The organism is Microbacterium azadirachtae (genome assembly GCF_025583665.1).
Classification (GTDB): domain Bacteria; phylum Actinomycetota; class Actinomycetes; order Actinomycetales; family Microbacteriaceae; genus Microbacterium; species Microbacterium azadirachtae.
This window is the reverse complement of the sequence record NZ_CP099706.1, coordinates 1,096,897-1,114,506: the sequence shown is the minus strand read 5'-3', so window position 1 is coordinate 1,114,506 and position 17,610 is coordinate 1,096,897. Positions and strand designations below refer to the sequence as shown.

The window sequence follows — 17,610 nt, the reverse complement described above, 5'->3', positions numbered from 1 at the left end:
TGGCGATGCGCTCCCCCCTGCCCGTGCGCGACGGCGTCGGCGCGACGCGGCTGCGCGTGCCCGACGAGGGGCCGTGGCCCACGGTCGGCGCGTACATGGCCGAGCGCTTCTTCCACCTCGACCCGGAGCGGCTTCTCAGCCGCTTCGACCGCGGCGAGATCGTCGCGATCGACGGCTCCGCGCTGAGCCGCGAGACCCCGCTCGGCGTGCACGACTTCGTCTGGTACTACCGCGAGCCGCCGGTGGAGAAGCAGATCCCGTTCGACGTGGAGATCCTCCACCAGGACGCGGATCTCGTCGTGGTCGACAAGCCCCACTTCCTGCCCACGACGCCGGGCGGCAAGTACCTGCAGAACTCCGCCCTGGTGCGCTTGCGCAACGCCCTCGGCATCCCGGAGCTCACCCCGATCCACCGCCTGGACCGCGCGACGGCGGGCCTGCTGATGTTCTCGACCCGGCCCGCGACCCGCGGGGCGTACCAGCTGCTCTTCGAGCGTCGCGAGGTGGAGAAGGTCTACGAGGCCGTCTCCCCGCTGCCCGCGGACTGGGATCCCGCGGCTCCGGCTCTTGGCGGCGCCGCGTTCCCCCTCGTCCACCGCAATCACATCGTCAAGCTCCGCGGTCAGGTCTGCGTGCAGACGGACCCCGCCCGCGAGCCGAACGCCGAGACGCTCATCGAGCTGCGCGCCTTCGACGACCGCGTGCTGCACACCCTGCTGCGCCCGCACTCGGGACGGATGCACCAGCTGCGCGTGCATCTCGCCGAGCTGGGCGCCGGGATCCTGAACGACGGCTTCTACCCGGAGCTGCTCCCCGAGACGCCCGACGACTTCACCCGTCCCCTGCAGCTGCTGGCCCGCGAGCTGCGCTTCACGGATCCGCTCACGGGCGCGCCGCGCGAGTTCGTCACCCGGCGCACCCTGCAGGAGGCGCCGCCCGCGCGACAGTGACCCGCGCCCGGCTGCCGTTCTGCAGGGAGCCCTCGCCGTTCTGCAGGACCGTCGAAGGCGGCCGTCCGCGGATCCCGGGTGGATCGGCGCACCACGACGCAGAGGTTCCTGCGGAACAGCGCACCCTCCCTGCAGAACGGCGCACCCTCCCTGCGGAACGGCGCGCCACGCGCCTCAGCGGCGCATGATCCTGCGGGCGAGCCACGTGCCGAGCGTCTGCACGAGGTGGACGAACACGACGATGAGGATGATCGCCGCCCACATCACGACGGGCTCGAACTGCCGGAAGCCGTAGACCTGGGCGAACGCGCCGAGGCCGCCGCCGCCGACGAGCCCGGCCATCGCGGTCATGTCGATGAGCGCCACGACGATGAACGTGTAGCCGAGGATCAGCGGCCCGAGGGCCTCGGGCATCACGACCGTGAGCAGGATCCGCCACGGACCCGCGCCCATCGACCGCGCCGCCTCGATCACCCCCGGCGACACCGAGACGAGGTGCTGCTCGACGATGCGCCCGATCGCGAACGAGGCCGCGACCCCGATCGCGAACGCACCCGCGTTGATGCCGATGCCGGTGCCGATCACGATCCGCGTGAACGGCTGCAGCACCGCGATGAAGATCACGAACGGGATCGGGCGGATGAAGTTCACCAGGAACGAGATGAGGATGCTCACCGGACGATTCGGCAGCAGTCCGCCCGGACGGGTGACGTACAGACCGATCCCGATGATCGTGCCGATCACTCCGGACATGACGAGCGCGATCGTCGTCATGTACAGGGTCTCGACGGCGGCCTGCCAGAAGTCCGGCAGCAGTTCGATGAGGCGGTCCATCAGCGCACCTCCCCTTCGGTCCGCGCTGTGCCCGCGGAAGCCGCACGCGGCACCTCCGTGACGGACGCGTGGCTGCGGATCTTCGTGAGAGCGGCGTCGACCGCCGCATCCGATCCGCGGATCGCGAGCGTGAGGTGCCCGAAGGCGCGGCCTCGGATGTCGTTGATCCCGCCGTACACGAGCTCGAACTCGAGTGCCGCCTCGGCGAGGTCGAGGAACACCTGCGCCTGGGACGAGTCTCCGTCGCGGAACGAGAAGGTCACGAGCCGTCCGTCGTGACGGGCCTGAAGCGACGCCTGCTCGGCGGGACTCGGCACGCCCTTGATCACCGTGCCGACGAACCGCTGCGACGCGGGGTTCTGCGGGTTCGAGAACACCTCGAAGACGTCCCCCTGCTCCACGACCCGGCCGTTCTCCATGACGGCCACCCTGGTCGCCAGGGTCTGGATCACGTCCATCTCGTGCGTGATGACGACGATCGTGACGCCCTGCTCGCGGTTCACCCGCGCCAGCAGCTCCAGGACCTCGTGGGTGGTCTGCGGGTCGAGCGCGCTCGTCGCCTCATCCGCGAGCAGGATCGCCGGACGGGTGGCGAGGGCGCGCGCGATGCCGACGCGCTGCTTCTGACCGCCCGACAGCTGCTCCGGGAACGCCTTCGCCTTGTCCGAGAGGCCGACGAACGCGAGCAGCTCGGCGACCCGCGCGTCGATGTCCGCCTTCGCCCAGCCGGCCAGCTTGAGCGGATAGGCGATGTTCGCCCTGACCGTCTTCGCGGAGAACAGGTTGAACTGCTGGAAGATCATCCCGATGCCGCCGCGCACGCGACGCAGCTCCCGCTCGGAGAGCGTCGTGATGTCGACGCTGTCGACCACCAGGCGGCCGCTCGTCGCCGGCTCGAGCGCGTTGATCAGCCGCACGAGCGTGGACTTTCCCGCGCCGGAGTATCCGATGATCCCGAAGACATCGCCCTGCGCGATGTCGAGGGAGACGTCATCGACGGCGACGACGGGAGCGCCGTCGCGGGACGTGGGCGGATAGGACTTGGTGACGCCCTGCAGGCTCACGATCGGCATGGTCACTCCGGAGGTAGCGGTGGCACGGGAATCGGGCGGCGCAGAACGCACCGCCCGATTCTCTCGCAGGTCTCGGTCAGCCCTTGTGGTTCTTGACGTCGCCCTCGACCGTGGTGAGGGTCTTCTGCAGCTCGGCCGCGTCGACCTTCAGCGGCACCCCGGTGTCGCCGGAGGCCTTGGCGAGGCCCTTCTGCACATCGGCGTCGGTCTGGAAGATCTCGACCAGCTTCTTGTAGGTCGCGTTGTCCTTCTCCTTGGCCGGCGCCGCGAAGATGTTCACGTAGGGCAGCGCGTTCGGATCCTTCGGGTCGTCCTGCGCGATGGCGTCCTTGAACGTCAGACCGGCGTCCTTGACGAAGTCGTTGTTGATGATCGCCGCGGCCACGTCGGGCAGCGAGGTCGGGATCAGAGCCGCCTCGAGCGCCGTCACCTTGACCTTGGACTTCGCCGTGTCCACGTCGGCGAGGTCGGAGAAGATCGACCCGCCGCTCTTCAGCGTGATGAGGCCGGCGGACTGCAGCACGAGCAGGCCGCGCGCCTGGTTGGATGCGTCGTCCGGCACGGCGACGGTCTCGCCCGCGGGGATCTCCTTCACGCTCTTGTACTTCTTGGAGTAGAGCCCGAGCGGGTAGATGGCGGTCGAGCCGATCGGCTGCAGGTCCTTGCCCGACTTCACGTTGTACTGCGCGAGGTACACGATGTGCTGGAACTGGTTGAGGTCGATCTCGCCCTCGGACAGTGCCGGGTTCGGCTGCTCGTAGGAGCCGAAGTCCACCAGCTCGACGGTGATGCCCTCCTTCTTGGCCGCCTCGACGAAGGCCGGCCACTGGGGGTCGCTCTTGCCGACGACGCCGACCTTGACGGTCTTGCCGGCCTCCGCGGTGGGGTCGGATCCGGCGCCCGAGGCCGACGAGCAGCCGACGAGGGAGAAGACGAGTGCGGCCGCCGCGGTGGCGGCGGCGAGTGCGGTGGTGAGCTTGCGGGACATGGCTGTGAGTTCCTATCTTGGGGGACTCGACCACGGTATGCGGGCGTCGAGAGCCCCTCGAATCGATCCGTCACACGGCGTCACAGCGTTCCGCCGAGGCATCCACCAGGGCACGCTCGCCCTCCTGCCGTGCGCCGTCGCGATCGGCAGGGGCGCTCTGCGGCCGAAGCCGACGCGCGAGCCGGGCGCCCAGATCGATCGCGAGTCCCAGCACGATCGAGAGCGCCACGCCGACGCCGGCCGCGAGCAGCGGCGAATGTCCGAGCCAGGCCGAGGCGACCGATGCGATCAGTGCGCTGAGGCCGACCCACCCGGCGGCGGCGACCAGGGAGAGCGGCAGGAACCGGCGGTACGGCAGCCGCGTGGCTCCCGCGGTCATGTTCACGGCCACCCGGCCGACCGGGATGTACCGGGCGACGAGCAGCGGGATCGCAGGGCGTGCGGCGAGACGCTCCCCCGCCCAGACCAGCGCGGACTGCACCCGGGGACGTCGCATCCACCCCCACCGCCGCGTGCCCGCACGACGCCCGATCGCGTAGGCGGCGCTGTCGCCCGCCGCCGCGCCGATCCCGGCCGCGAACAGGATCAGGATCGCGGTCGGCGCGGCCTGCGCCCCGGTCGCGAAGGCCATCGTCAGGGCTCCCACGACCACCGTCTCGCTCGGCACCGGCGGGAAGAAGCCGTCCAGGAAGCAGAACAGCAGGATCAGCAGCGGCGCCCACGGCGTGAGGAGGAAAGCACTGAGGAGTTCGGCCATGACCTCACGGTAGGTCGGCCCCGTCGGCGATCGCGTCCCTCTGCGGAATGATCCTCCGCGGCCGGCCTGCTACCGGAGTACGACCGGCGGGCGCGCCGTCAGCGCGCTCAGTCGAAGTCCTCGAGCCCCTGCAGCCGCAGCTGCTCGAGGTCGAGACGGGCGGAGATCCGCCGCACGATGAGATCGTCGACCGTGCCGGAGCGACGCAGCCCCAGCAGCACCTCGCGCTTGCGGTCGAGGAGCGCGAGCTTGAGCCGGGTGAGCTCGTCGTGCCGGACCAACGGTGAGCGCTGCAGGAGGTCGACGTCCTCCGAGGTCGCGATCATCTGCAGGGTCGCGCCCTCGATGATCGTGCGGCGCGGGGAACCTCCCGAGCCGTCCGCGTCCGGCGCGGAGTCCACCGTGTCGGAAGAGGTCCCCGCCGCGAGCGGATCGCCCCCGTCCTCGCGGGCGTCGGTGCCTGCGGCGAGGGGGTCGGGCTGGCCGAGCATCTCGTCGAGTGCGCGCACCTCCGCGTCGACCAGCGCCTGCTCGCGGGCGAGCGTGCGCGCGTTCGTGTACTCGAGCATCTGGTAGCCCTCGAAGCGGATCCGGTCGCGCACCTCGTCGCTGACCTGGTGCTGCACGGCGAGGTCGTCCAGCGCCGCGAGCGCCGCGCCGGAGATGGTGCGCTCGGCGAGCTCGTACTCCTCGACCTCCGCCTGGTCGGCGGGGATCCGCGCCCAGCGCACGATGGCCGGCAGGAGCATGCCCTGCACGAGCAGGCTCAGCAGGATGACGCCCGCGGTGACGAAGACGATCTCGTCACGGCCGTCCACCGCTCCGCCGGCGACGGCGCCCGCGGGGACCGACAGCGCGATCGCGAGGGAGACGGCGCCGCGCATCCCGGCGAACGTGCTGAGCACGCGGGAGCGAGCGCGCACGCCGCGCGGCGGCCTCGGACCGGAGCGTCCGTAGAACGGCACGCTGAGCAGCTGGAAGAGGTAGCGCACCACGAGCAGCGCCACCCACACGGCGATCGTCACGAGCACGAGGCGGCCGATGGCGCCGGCCGAGATCTGGTGCACGACGTACTGCACCTCGAGCCCGATCAGCACGAACAGAGCGCCGTTGAGCAGGAACACGCCGAACGGCCAGGCCGACTCCGCCTGACGTCGCGACGGAGCGGTGGTCACGGTCGGCGACACGTAGGCGATGATCACGCCGGCGACGACGACGGCGAGCACGCCGGACGCGCCGATGAGCTCGGCGAGCAGGAACGCGACGAACGGGATCAGCAGCAGCGTGGTGTTGATGATGATCGTGGAGGAGATCGCGCGCAGCAGGAAGTAGCCCAGGGCGGCGACCGCGACTCCCGCGGCGATGCCGCCCAGATACGAGACCACCACGGTCCACCCGATGCTGAGCGGCGTGATGTGGCCGCCGACCGCGAGCGAGAGCCCGATCGCGTACAGGACCAGCGCGGTGCCGTCGTTGGTGAGGCTCTCCGCCTTGAGCTTCATGAACATGCGTCGCGGCAGCATCCGCCCGAGGGCGGCGACGGCGGTCGCGTCGGGCGGAGCGACGGCGGCGCCCAGGATCAGCGCCGTCTCCCACGGCAGCCCGAACAGCAGTCCGATGCCGGCGACGGCGAAGGCCGAGGCGACCACGAGCAGCGTGCTCATCGGAAGGATGTAGCGGAAGTCGCGCCGGATCGAGCGCAGCGAGGTGGTCAGACTCTCCCAGAACAGCATCACGGGGAGGAACAGGAGCAGCACCGTCTCCGGCGGGAGCTGGATCTCGCGCAGCGCGGGCACGAATCCGAGGAGGAGGCCGAGCACGACGAGCACGAGCGGCAGCGCCAGTCGCACCCGCGGGGCCAGCAGTGCCCCCGTGAGGATCGTGAGCCCCAGCAGAACGGTGACCTCGAGGCCTTCCATGCGCCGTCTCCTCTCGCCCGGGCGGACCGCGAGCGCCGTCCGCTGAGGGCACAGCGCTGCATGCGTCCACGGTATTCCCGGTGGGAGCCCGCCGCCATCGATGTCCCCACATCCACGGCGACGGGCTGCAGCCCCCAGCGCGTAGACGATCGTCTACAATTCCCCCGCGAGCGAGCGTAGCACGACGGAGTGAACGGCCTGAGCGGCGCAGCCCGCTCAGGCTCCGAGACGCCGGATCACGTCGGCCACGACCTCGGCGGCGTCCGGTATGCCGAGCCCGGCCAGCGCCGCCTGCACCGACAGCACCTCGTGCTGGGGTCCGAAATCGTCCGCGAACCGCGCGGATGAGAGGATCCCCGTCAGCAGCACCACGAGGAACTGCACGGCGTCCTCCACGGGAAGGGTGAGGACATAGCCCTCCTCCGCCACCGCCGCTGTCAGAGGCACGCGCAGCACGTCGGCGACCATACGGCGCAGCGGAGCGACACGGCGGGCGTCGATCGCCGGATCCTGCACGAGGAGGAGCGATGCGGCGAGAACGGGATCCGTGCGCCCGGCCGCGGAGATCTCGCCGACCGCGTAGATGCAGGCGCGGAGGGGGCTCGCGGGGAACGCGTCCTGCGCGGCCCGGAGAAGGCCGGGGCCCCGGCGGGCCGCCTCGGCGATGATCGCCTCGACGAGGTCGTCCTTCGTCGGGAAGTGGCGGCTGAACGCGCCCTTCGTGAGACCGATCCGCTCCGCCGTCCGGGACAGCGACGCCGCGGTGTAGCCACGTGCGACGATCTCCTCGGCCGCCGCGGCAAGGAGCTTCGCCCGCGTCGCGTCCGGCGCCGCTCCGGGGGTCATGGGCTCAGGATACCGAGCGAGGTGCGCGCCGCCCAGGGGTCAGGAAGGATCCGCGACGTGCGTGTGCATGCGGACGCCCTCGTCGTTGAAGATGCTGATGATCTGCGCCGGACGTCCGCCGGCCGCGGACATGGCATGCGGCGTGCGGGTGTCGAACTCGGCGGCCTCCCCGCGGCCGAGGACGAGATCCTGCGCACCGAGCCGCAGGCGGAGCCGGCCGGAGATGACGGAGAACCACTCGTACCCGTCATGCACGCGCAGCGCCGGCAGCCGGGTCACCGGCGGATAGGTGATCCGGTAGGTGTGCACGGGAGACCCCTCCGGCGAGAGCGGCACGATGATGAGTCCGTCCCGGCGGATCACCGGGCGGCGGATGCGGGGATCCGGCGCCTCGTCGGGCAGGAGGTCGTCGAGCCGGATGCCCAGGCGCCGGGTCAGCGGCAGCAGCAGCTCGAGGCTGGCCTGACGCTTTCCCGACTCCAGGCGGGACAGCGTGCTGGCCGACATCTCGGCCCGCTCCGCCAGCTCGTCCAGAGTCCACCCGCGGGCCCTGCGGGCCGCTCGCAGCCGCGGTCCCACCTGGGCGAGCTCGTCCTGCACGATCGTCTCCTCTTGCCGATTCCGCAAACTCGATTGCGATTCCGCGATGCTACCCGTGGACTGGATCCATGGAAACCCTGAACTCCCCCTCGTGGGATGCGATCGTCATCGGAGGCGGGGCGGCGGGCCTCTCCGCCGCCCTCCTGCTCGGACGGGCGCGACGCCGCACCCTGGTCGTCGATGCCGGCCTGCCGCGCAACCGCTTCGCCGCGCACATGCACGGCGTCCTCGGCAACGAGGGGACCCCGCCCCTGGATCTCGTGCAGCGCGGGAGGGCCGAGGCCGCCGCCTACGGCGTCGCGTTCCGCGCGGGCGCGGTGGCCGCGGTGCGCGAGGACGGCGACGCGCTCACGGTCGTCCTCGAGGAGAGCGCCGAGGAGCGCACCCGCGCGCTCGTGGTCGCCAGCGGCATCAGCGACGAGCTCGCCGCGGTCCCCGGGCTCGCCGAGCGCTGGGGCACGAGCGTGCTGCACTGCCCCTACTGCCACGGCTGGGAGGTGCGCGATCGCCGCCTGGCGGTGCTCGCGAGCTCACCGGCGTCCCTGCACCAGGCGAAGATGGTGCGGCAGTGGAGCGGAGACGTGGTGCTCTTCTCGGCGGGGCTCGGCGCCCTCGACCCCGAGGACGAGCGCCTGCTGCGGGCCCGCGGCGTCGAGATCGTCGCGTCGCCGGCGATCGAGGTGATCGGCGAGGGGACCGCGGTCGCCGCGATCCGCACTGCCGACGGTGCCGAGATCCCCGTGGACGCGGTGTTCACCGGCGGCCGGCCGGTGCCGCACGACGGCTTCCTCGACGAACTGCGCCTCGCCCGCGCGGAGCTCCCGTCGGGCCTCGGGGCGTTCCTGCAGGCGGACGCCGCCGGCAAGACCTCTCATCCCCGGATCTGGGCTGCGGGCAACGTCGTGAACCCGATGGCGACCGTGCCGATGGCGGTCGGTGCGGGCGCCATGGCGGGTGCCGCCGTCAACGGGGCGCTCGTCGAGGACGACTTCCGGCTGGCCGGCGAGGCCGCGCTCAGCCCAGCTGCTCGGTGAGCTCGAACCAGCGCAGCTCGAGTTCGTCGACCTCGTCCTGCTGCTCCTGGATGGCCTTCATCTTCTCGCCGAGACCCGCGTAGTCGGACTGATCATGGTCGGCGAGGGCGTGCTTGGCGCGGTCGATCTGCTCGGCGAGCTTCTGCATGCGCCGTTCGAGCGCCGACACCTCCTTCTCCGCCGCACGGCGGTCGGCGCCCGCGAGGGCGGATCCGGCCGCCGTCGGCGTGGATCCGGGAGCCGTCACGGTGTCCTTCGGCGCAGCCTGCTCGAGCGCGCGCAGACGCAGATACTCGTCCACGCCTCCGGGCAGATGCCGCAGGTGCCCGCCGAGGATGGCGTACTGCTGATCCGTCACCCGTTCCAGGAAGTACCGGTCGTGACTGACGACGAGGAGCGTGCCCGGCCACGAGTCCAGGAGATCCTCGATCGCGGCGAGCATGTCGGTGTCCATGTCGTTCGTGGGCTCGTCGAGGATCATCACGTTGGGCTGATCCAGCAGCACGAGCAGCAGCTGCAGCCGGCGCTGCTGCCCTCCGGAGAGGTCCTTGACCGGCGTGGACAGCTGCGCCGACGAGAAGCCCAGCCGCTCCAGCAGCTGACCGGGGGTGAGCTCGGCGGCTTTGGATCCGGTGCCGAACGTGTACGTCGTCCGCAGGCGTCCGATCACGACCCGGACGGGTTCGTCCCACACGTCCTGCAGCTCGTCCATCCGCTGCGTGAGCGTGCGCACCTGCACGGTCTTGCCGTGCGTGACGCGTCCGCTCGTGGGGGCCAGAGTGCCGGCGACGAGGCTCAGCAGCGTCGACTTGCCCGCGCCGTTCACCCCGAGGATGCCGGTGCGCTCCCCCGGCGCGATCCGCCATTCCACGTCGCGCAGCACCGTGCGTTCCGGCGCGGTGGCGGTCGCCGGGAAGGTGACGCCCGCGTCGATGAGGTCGACGACATCTTTGCCGAGGCGCGAGACCGCGAGCGACTGCAGCCCGATCCGGTCGCGGATCTCCGGCACGTCGGCGATGAGCGCGTTCGCCGCGTCGATGCGGAACTTCGGCTTCGAGGTGCGCGCCGGAGCGCCGCGGCGCAGCCAGGCGAGCTCTTTGCGGGCGAGGTTCTGCCGCTTGGCCTCGGTCGCCGCCGCCATCCGGTCGCGTTCGACACGCTGCAGGATGTACGCCGCGTACCCGCCCTCGAACGGCTCGACGATCCGGTCGTGCACCTCCCACGTCTCGGTGCACACCTCGTCCAGGAACCAGCGGTCGTGCGTGACGACCATGAGCGCGCCCTGGCTCGCCGGCCAGCGCCGCTTCAGGTGCTCCGCGAGCCATCCGATGGCCTCGACGTCCAGGTGGTTGGTGGGCTCGTCGAGAGCCACGATGTCCCAGTCCCCGGCGAGCAGCTTCGCCAGGGCGACCCGCCGGCGCTGCCCGCCCGAGAGATCGGCGACCGAGGCATCCCAGTCCAGGTCGCTCACGAGCCCGTCGATCACGTCGCGCACCGTGGCGTCGCCCGCCCATTCGTGCTCGGGGGTGTCGCCGACGATCGCGCGTCCCACGGTGAGCGCGTCGTCGAGCACGTCCGCCTGGTCGAGCACGCCGATCGTCGTGCCCCCGCGCACCGTCACCCGGCCCGCGTCCGGCTCCAGACGACCGGCGAGCATCGCGAGCAGGCTGGACTTGCCGTCGCCGTTGCGGCCGACGATGCCGATCCGATCGCCCTCCTCGATGCCGAGGGTGACCGAGTCGAAGACGACGCGGGTGGGGAACTCGAGATGGAGCCCTTCGGCCCCGAGAAGATGTGCCATGTCGGATCCCAGCGTACGGAACGGAGCCGTCGTGTTCCTGCACGCGCCTTCCGGACGCCCTGCGATAACGTCGTCAGGACCGGTGTTCACACGATCGAGGGGGCGGGATGACCGTATCGCACCGCCCGCCGACCCGGACGCGCCGTCTGCTCGAGTGGGCGACCGTCATGACGATCGTGATCGCGGGCGCCTGGGTGACGTGGGTGCGGGTCCCCGCCGACCACCGCCGACGCCCGTGGGCCGAGGACGCCAACATCTTTCTCGACGAGGCCGTGCGCGATGGGGCGTGGAACGTCATCGTGCACGGCTATGCGGGGTACCAGCACCTGATCCCGCGCTTGGTCGTCGCGGTGATCTATCCCTTCTTCGACGTGGTGCGCTACCCGATGCTGATCTTCGCGATCTGCTCGGTGCTCGTGGGCCTGGCTGCGGCGGCCGTGTACTGGCTGTCGCGTGACCTCGTGCCCTGGATCCCGGCCCGCCTCACCCTGGCGGCGATCACGATGCTGCTCCCCCTGGCCACACAGGAGACGATCGGCAACCTCGCAGACCTGCACGTCTACGCCATGTGGATCATGCCGTGGCTGCTGCTCTATCGACCCCGACGGTGGTCCACCGGCATCGCCTGGGCGCTCCTCGCGTTCGCACTCGTGATGACGGAGATCCAGTGCGTCTTCTTCTTCTGGCTGATCCCGTTCCGCGCGCGACGCGCACACGCGCGCGCGTTCCCGATCTTCGCGGCGTTCCTGGTCGGTGCGGCCTGGCAGATCGTCACCGCGCTCCTGGTCCCGCGGGCGACCAGCGAAGGCCCGCTGAGCGTCGGATCCACCTTCCTCGGCTGGATGGTCAACACCGTCATTCCGCTGGTTCAGGCCGACCCGGTCGCCGTCCGGAATCTCATTCATTCCTCCGGGCTGCTCGTCGCGTGGATCATCCTCATCCCCATCGCCGCAGCGACGGTGATCGCCCTGTGGAAAGGCACCTCGACACAGCGCCTGCTCACGATCGCGCTGATCCTCGGCTCGGCCGCGACCTACACGGGCAGCGCGTGGGCGAACAGCCAGGACGGGTTCCGGTACGCCGAGTTCGGTCTCGATCACATTGATACGCTCATCGTCAACATCCGCTACGGGGTACCGTCCGGGATGCTTCTCAGCGCCGTGATCCCGCTCGCGACCGCGATCCTCGTCTCCCGCGCTCGCCGCGCGGACGCCGCAGCGTCTCCGGGGCGACGGGTCGCGATCACCACGGCGATCTCCGTGATCGCCTGCATCGCGGTGGTGGGCATCATGGGGCGCGGCGATCTTCACCCCTACTCCCTGCGCGCGACCGTCGCCGAATGGCCGAGCGCCGTCATCGCCGCGATGGATCAATGCGGATCGGCCAGGCCGCCCGACACCGTGACCTTGCCCGTCGCCCCCTGGCGCTCTCTCACGCTCACCTGCACGGAGCTGCTCTCCCTGCGCCGATGATCCCGGAGGCGCCGCCCGGCGCGACGCCGTAGGCCCTCCCGCGCCATGGGACGCGCCGGCTCAGGCCGGGCGCACGTGCACGACGTCGCCGGCCGCGATGCGGTGCACCGACCCGCCGGCCGAGACCAGGAGGCAGCCGTCGCCGCCGAGGCCCGTCGCCTCGCCCACCAGGTCGTCGCCGCCGGGCAGCATCACGCGCACGGTGCGACCGAGCGTGACGCACCGCGCCGCGACCGCGTCGTGCAGACCGCTCGCGACGGCCGAGCCGCTCTCGGCGAGCCGTGCGATCCACCCGTCCAGGCGTGCGAGATAGCCCGCCACCAGCAGGTCGACGTCGGCCTCGACGCCCACGACGGCGAACGACGTCGCGGTCTGCACGGGCAGCTGCTCGGCCGTCATCCGCGTGTTGACGCCGGATCCGACGATCACGACATCGGATCCCGACGCCTCGGCCAGGATCCCGCAGATCTTCCGCTCCCCCACCAGCACGTCGTTCGGCCACTTCACGCCGACGCTCCGCTCCGGCAGCTGCGCAGCGATCGCGTCGGCCATCGCGAGCCCCGCGGCGAGCGGGATCCAGCCGCGCTGAGGGATGGGCACATCGGCAACGCGGAGCAGCACCGACAGCGCGATCGCCGCGCCGGCCGGCGCGGTCCAGACGCGGTCGAGGCGCCCGCGACCGGCGACCTGATCCTCGGTGAGGATCGCCGACAAGTGCGGCCACCCCCGGTCGTCGTCGGCGTGCGCGCGCAGGTCGGCGTTCGTGGACCCGGTGGACGCGACGACCTCGAGCCGCGCCGCGGCGGCCGTGCTGTGCGGGAAGCTCATGCGGTCACCCTATCCGCGCCGCCTGAGGCCTCGAGACGCCCAGGCGGCTCGGAGGGTCCGCACAGAGGATCCGGCCCCGGAGTTGTGCCTCTCATCCAACGGACGTCGCGGGCCCGGCGCTAATGTGGAGACCGTGACGGACACGCCTGACCTCTACACGACCGCCGGCAAGATCGCCGACCTCCGCGCCCGCTACGACGAGGCCGTCGTCTCGGCCGAGGCGAAGGCGAAGGAGAAGCAGCACGCCAAGGGCAAGATGACCGCCCGCGAGCGCATCGAGCTGCTGGTGGATCCGGGCAGCTTCGTCGAGTTCGACGAGTACGTCCGCCACCGCACGACCGCGTTCGGGATGGACAAGAACCGCCCGTACGGCGATTCGGTGGTCACCGGCGTCGGCACCATCAACGGACGCACGGTCGCCGTCTACTCGCAGGACTTCACGACCTTCGGCGGCTCGCTGGGCGAGGTCTCCGGCGACAAGATCATCAAGATCATGGAGTTCGCGCTGCGCAGCGGCGTGCCGATCATCGGCATCCTCGACTCGGGCGGCGCGCGCATCCAGGAGGGCGTGCTCGCGCTCAGCAAGTACGGCGAGATCTTCCGCCACAACACCCGCTCCTCCGGCGTGATCCCGCAGATCTCCATCATCATGGGCCCGGCTGCCGGCGGTGCCGTCTACGGCCCCGCGCTGACCGACTTCGTGATCATGGTCGACAAGACCAGCCAGATGTTCGTGACGGGCCCCGACGTGATCAAGACCGTGACCGGCGAGGACGTCGGCATGGAGGAGCTCGGCGGCGCGTACACGCACAACACCCGCTCGGGCGTCGCGCACTACCTCGCCGAGGACGAGGACGACGCGATCGACTACGCCCGCACCCTGCTCGGCTTCCTGCCGGACAACAACATGGCGGAGCTGCCCACCTACTCCAGCGACTTCGAGTTCGAGACCACGGACGCCGACCGCACGCTGAACACCCTCATCCCGGACTCGGCGAACCAGCCCTACGACATCCACACCGTCATCGAGCGCGTCGTCGACGGCGCGGAGTTCCTCGAGGTGCAGCCGCTGTTCGCACCCAACATCGTGATCGGCTTCGGCCGCGTCGAGGGACGCTCGGTCGGCATCATCGCCAACCAGCCGTCCCAGATGGCGGGAACCCTGAACATCGAGGCCGGCGAGAAGGCCAGCCGCTTCGTCCGCTTCTGCGACGCGTTCTCGATCCCGATCGTCACCCTCGTCGACGTGCCGGGATACCTGCCCGGCACGGACCAGGAGTGGACCGGCGTGATCCGCCGCGGCGCGAAGCTCATCTACGCCTACGCGGAGGCCACGGTGCCGCTGGTCACCGTGATCCTGCGCAAGGCCTATGGCGGCGCCTACATCGTCATGGGCTCCAAGCAGCTGGGCGCCGACGTCAACCTCGCGTGGCCGACCGCCGAGATCGCCGTCATGGGCGGCCAGGGCGCGGTGAACATCCTGTACCGCGGGGAGATCAAGCGCGCCGAGGAGGCCGGCGAGGACGTCGCCGCCGTGCGCACGCGCCTGGCGAACGAGTACACCTACAACGTCACCAGCCCCTTCCTCGCTGCCGAGCGCGGCGAGATCGACGGGGTCATCGAGCCGGCCAACACGCGCGTCTCGATCGCGAAGGCGCTGCGCGCGCTGCGGGGGAAGCGCGCCGAGCTGCCCCCGAAGAAGCACGGGAACATCCCGCTGTGAGCGCGGAGGACGCAGCGGCCGACGCCGTCGAGATCCAGGTGCTCCGCGGAACCGCGAGCGAAGAGGAGCTCGCGGCGCTCATCGCCGTGCTCTCCGAGGCGTTCGTGGCGGAGGAGGCCGACGCCGTGGCCGCGCAGAAGCCGGTGTCGGCGTGGGAGCGCAATCAGCGCGCCCTGCGCTCCCCCCTGCGGCGAGACATCCCGTGGGGCCGCTTCTCGGGCTGAACCCGGGCCTGCGGACCGGCTTCGGATCCGGATTATCACCTGTGTCCGGATTTGTCCCCCAAAATACCTACAGACATCTTTTGCACGACCCGGAAGACTCTTTCTTGCAACGCTTCGCGTTCGACCGGATCTCCGCCACAGGGTAGGCAGACGATCTCCGGTCTTTGCGGACGGTTTTCGGGTAACTGTTCCGCACCTGGCGAGGGGCGGGCGGCTTCGCCGCCCCTCGCCCTTTCTTCTGCCGGCCTCCGGATTCGGCACCGCCGGCGGCGGGATCAGTCCGTCTCGGCGCGCGGGATCTCGTGCCAGAGCTCCACGGAGTCCTCGTCGGACGACTCGCCTGCCGCAGATCGGCCGACGACGGTGACCGCGATCCTCGCGTCCTTGGGGGCACGGATGATGAGCCGCGCCGAGGAGGAGCCGGAGAGCACGTCAGCCAGCTCCTCGCGGATGCGGCCCTTGCTGTGCTCGTCCAGCCCCTCCAGGCCGCCGTCGTCGAACACCGTGACCGACGCGCCGCGGGCGCGCGCGGACTCGATCGCCGCACGGGCGCGCTCGTTGAGCAGCTCGCCGCCCCGGATCTCGTCCCGCAGACGTCCCTCGGCCAGGTGCGCGGCGCGCTTCTCGTCCGGAGAGAGCTCGCCGCGCGTCTCGATCACGCGGCTGAGTACGGGGCCCGCGACGGTCAGCGCGTATTGCACCCGCTCCCGGCGCTCGCGCTGACGCACGATCTGCGTCGCCTGCCAGGCGGATGCCGCCTGCTGGATCCCCGCGAGCCGATCGGTGTCGCGCACGGCGCGCCGCCAGAACGCGACCAGCAGCTGAGCGATCACCATCCAGACCGTCGACCCGACCAGCCCCAGGCCGAGAGCCTGCAGGAAACCGATCCAGGCCGTCGAGGACAGGGTGAGCAGGAGGAGCACGATCCAGCCCGCCCACGGGCGGCGCCGCACGATGCAGACCACGCCGGTCAGTCCGACGGAGCCGATGTACCAGGTCGCGTAGGGGGCGCGCAGGTCTGCGGCGTCGAGACCGAGGTTGCTCAGCTGCGGGATGGCGAGCGCGGAGGCGAGCGCCAGGGCGGCTGCCCAGCGCGGCATCTGCACCGAGCGCCCCGCACCGACGATCGCGATCACCGCGAAGGAGCCGAGATAGATCGCGACGGCCAGCAGCACGAGCATCGGGCGCGGCGGCGGCGTGGTCCACCACAGGGCACGCGCGGCGAAGTAGCAGGCGAACACGAGCGCCAGCCCGGTCGCCACCATGCGGACGGTGAGCCTCATGACTGCGACCACCCGAGCGTCACGACCGTGCCGTGCCGGTCGGACTCGATCGTGGCGACCCCGCCGACCGCCGCCATCCGGGCGAGGATCGACGCACGGATGCCGAGGCGGTCCGCGCCGACCTGCGCCGGATCGAACCCGCTTCCGGTGTCGCTGACCTTGACGGTGAGGCCGGTGTCGCCGTGTCCCTCCACCACCACGGCGAGTCCGCGGCCGGATGCGTGCGCGACGGCGTTGCCGATCGCCTGCCGCGCCGCGAGCGCCATCGCCCGGGCGACCCGGTCGGGCACGGCGCCGTGACCGAAGTGCTCGACCTCGATCGACAGCCCCATCTGCCCCACGGCCCGGCGCAGATCCTCCGCGAGCCGCTCGATCTGCACGGGCTCCTCACTGCCCTCCTGGGCCGGGGCCTCGGCATTCGCCAGGCGGGTGAGCGCTTCACGCGCCATGTCCACCGCGAGGGCGCGCTCTCGCTCGGTCTCCGCGCGCTCTGCGGCGATGAGCGCGGCGAGCACGCTGTCGTGCATGAGGGCCGCGACCGCGACGCGCTCGTGCTCGGACGCCTCTGCCGTGGCCGCCGCGGTGTAGAGCGCCACCGCCCGGCCGCGAGCCTCGTCGACCCCGTTCGCGACCGACCGGAACATCCATCCCAGGGCCACCAGCACGAGTCCGAGGATGAGGGTGAACGAGACATCGAACGCCGTGACCACCCAGAACCCGCGCTGGAAGTCGCCCTGCACGAGACGCACGGTGCCGTAGAGGAACGGCCCGGCCAGCGCCCAGGCCACCTGAACCCCGAGCGGGAAGGCGACGACCGCCGCGACTCCCGCGACGTTGACGAGGAAGAAGATCCACGGCTGGTCCGACGGATCCAGGTTCTGATGCGTGGCGACGAAGGGCCAGAGCGCGAGATCGACGATGTAGGCGACGAAGAAGATCCCCGCCGTGAGGCGCACCGCGCGCCCGAGCGCGCAGCAGACGAGCATCGCGCCCCACGGCACGAAGACCAGCGCCATCATCGAGACGTGCGGCACGTCCACGACGCGCATCTTCAAGAGGGCGTTGACGAGCGCCTGAGTGCCGAGCGCGAGGGCCCCGACGCCCACGACGATGGCGATGATGCGCTCCATCCGCCGCCCGGCGAAGCGCTCCAGCTCCTGCCCGACCTCGCCGGGTGTGGAGATCCGCTCCCAGGCCTCCCTGAGACCCTGGTCCGCCGACATGCGCCTAGCCCGCCCGCCGAGGCGTCGTGCCTGCTGCGGAGCGGCTCCGAGCGAG

General features: G+C 71.0%; 16 protein-coding genes. 5 read left to right on the top strand and 11 right to left on the bottom strand.

What is annotated here, in order from left to right:
• The first annotated feature begins 5 nt into the window (after positions 1 to 5).
• The gene (locus NFX31_RS05220; RefSeq protein ID WP_262957252.1) at positions 6 to 950 is read left to right on the top strand and encodes a pseudouridine synthase; all 945 of its coding nucleotides are present in this window, start codon (positions 6 to 8) and stop codon (positions 948 to 950) included.
• A 174-nt stretch (positions 951 to 1,124) separates the two neighbouring features.
• Here NFX31_RS05220 and NFX31_RS05215 read toward each other — a convergent pair whose 3' ends face one another.
• From NFX31_RS05215 to NFX31_RS05185, 7 genes are all read right to left on the bottom strand, one after another.
• A complete protein-coding gene (locus NFX31_RS05215) occupies positions 1,125 to 1,784 on the bottom strand; it encodes a methionine ABC transporter permease (protein ID WP_045251368.1) in 660 nt (219 codons plus the stop codon).
• Positions 1,784 to 2,857 (bottom strand): methionine ABC transporter ATP-binding protein, encoded by a 1,074-nt coding sequence (locus tag NFX31_RS05210; protein ID WP_262956937.1) that lies wholly within the window; start codon positions 2,855 to 2,857, stop codon positions 1,784 to 1,786. Before NFX31_RS05210 ends, NFX31_RS05215 begins: the two co-directional genes overlap by 1 nt.
• A 76-nt stretch (positions 2,858 to 2,933) precedes the next feature.
• Positions 2,934 to 3,845 carry a MetQ/NlpA family ABC transporter substrate-binding protein gene (locus NFX31_RS05205; protein WP_045251366.1) on the bottom strand — a complete coding sequence of 304 codons (912 nt, stop codon included), beginning with the start codon at positions 3,843 to 3,845 and terminating at the stop codon, positions 2,934 to 2,936.
• A gap of 70 nt (positions 3,846 to 3,915) precedes the next feature.
• On the bottom strand, positions 3,916 to 4,602 hold the full coding sequence (locus NFX31_RS05200; protein ID WP_262956936.1) for a DedA family protein: 687 nt from the start codon (positions 4,600 to 4,602) through the stop codon (positions 3,916 to 3,918).
• Positions 4,603 to 4,709: 107 nt separating this feature from the next.
• Positions 4,710 to 6,521, bottom strand: a complete 1,812-nt coding sequence (locus NFX31_RS05195) for a Na+/H+ antiporter (RefSeq protein ID WP_262956935.1) — start codon at positions 6,519 to 6,521, stop codon at positions 4,710 to 4,712.
• A gap of 216 nt (positions 6,522 to 6,737) precedes the next feature.
• Positions 6,738 to 7,367, bottom strand: a complete 630-nt coding sequence (locus NFX31_RS05190; protein WP_262956933.1) for a TetR/AcrR family transcriptional regulator — start codon at positions 7,365 to 7,367, stop codon at positions 6,738 to 6,740.
• A gap of 39 nt (positions 7,368 to 7,406) precedes the next feature.
• Positions 7,407 to 7,967 carry a helix-turn-helix domain-containing protein gene (locus tag NFX31_RS05185; protein WP_045251362.1) on the bottom strand — a complete coding sequence of 187 codons (561 nt, stop codon included), beginning with the start codon at positions 7,965 to 7,967 and terminating at the stop codon, positions 7,407 to 7,409.
• 68 nt (positions 7,968 to 8,035) lie between these two features.
• Between NFX31_RS05185 and NFX31_RS05180 the strand changes: the two genes are divergently transcribed.
• Positions 8,036 to 9,001: an NAD(P)/FAD-dependent oxidoreductase gene (locus NFX31_RS05180; RefSeq protein ID WP_262956932.1), complete on the top strand. Its 966-nt coding sequence runs from the start codon at positions 8,036 to 8,038 to the stop codon at positions 8,999 to 9,001.
• Here NFX31_RS05180 and NFX31_RS05175 read toward each other — a convergent pair.
• Positions 8,982 to 10,802, bottom strand: a complete 1,821-nt coding sequence (locus NFX31_RS05175) for an ABC-F family ATP-binding cassette domain-containing protein (protein WP_262956931.1) — start codon at positions 10,800 to 10,802, stop codon at positions 8,982 to 8,984. The two genes, NFX31_RS05180 and NFX31_RS05175, sit on opposite strands and share 20 nt — an antisense overlap.
• Before the next feature lie 107 nt (positions 10,803 to 10,909).
• On the opposite strand from NFX31_RS05175, the gene NFX31_RS05170 reads away from it, so the two are divergent.
• Positions 10,910 to 12,274, top strand: coding sequence for a hypothetical protein (locus NFX31_RS05170; RefSeq protein ID WP_045251359.1), 1,365 nt, complete (start codon positions 10,910 to 10,912; stop codon positions 12,272 to 12,274).
• Between the two features lie 60 nt (positions 12,275 to 12,334).
• Here the strand turns inward: NFX31_RS05170 and NFX31_RS05165 are convergent, their stop codons facing one another.
• Positions 12,335 to 13,102, bottom strand: a complete 768-nt coding sequence (locus NFX31_RS05165) for a biotin--[acetyl-CoA-carboxylase] ligase (RefSeq protein WP_262956930.1) — start codon at positions 13,100 to 13,102, stop codon at positions 12,335 to 12,337.
• 133 nt (positions 13,103 to 13,235) lie between these two features.
• Between NFX31_RS05165 and NFX31_RS05160 the strand changes: the two genes are divergently transcribed.
• Positions 13,236 to 14,825 (top strand): acyl-CoA carboxylase subunit beta, encoded by a 1,590-nt coding sequence (locus tag NFX31_RS05160; protein ID WP_374700602.1) that lies wholly within the window; start codon positions 13,236 to 13,238, stop codon positions 14,823 to 14,825.
• A complete protein-coding gene (locus NFX31_RS05155; RefSeq protein ID WP_045251356.1) occupies positions 14,822 to 15,049 on the top strand; it encodes an acyl-CoA carboxylase subunit epsilon in 228 nt (75 codons plus the stop codon). Before NFX31_RS05160 ends, NFX31_RS05155 begins: the two co-directional genes overlap by 4 nt.
• A 275-nt stretch (positions 15,050 to 15,324) precedes the next feature.
• Here the strand turns inward: NFX31_RS05155 and NFX31_RS05150 are convergent, their stop codons facing one another.
• Positions 15,325 to 16,332, bottom strand: a complete 1,008-nt coding sequence (locus NFX31_RS05150) for a hypothetical protein (protein ID WP_045251470.1) — start codon at positions 16,330 to 16,332, stop codon at positions 15,325 to 15,327.
• A complete protein-coding gene (locus tag NFX31_RS05145) occupies positions 16,329 to 17,555 on the bottom strand; it encodes a sensor histidine kinase (protein ID WP_045251355.1) in 1,227 nt (408 codons plus the stop codon). The genes NFX31_RS05150 and NFX31_RS05145 overlap by 4 nt, the downstream gene beginning before the upstream one ends.
• Positions 17,556 to 17,610: the final 55 nt, after the last annotated feature.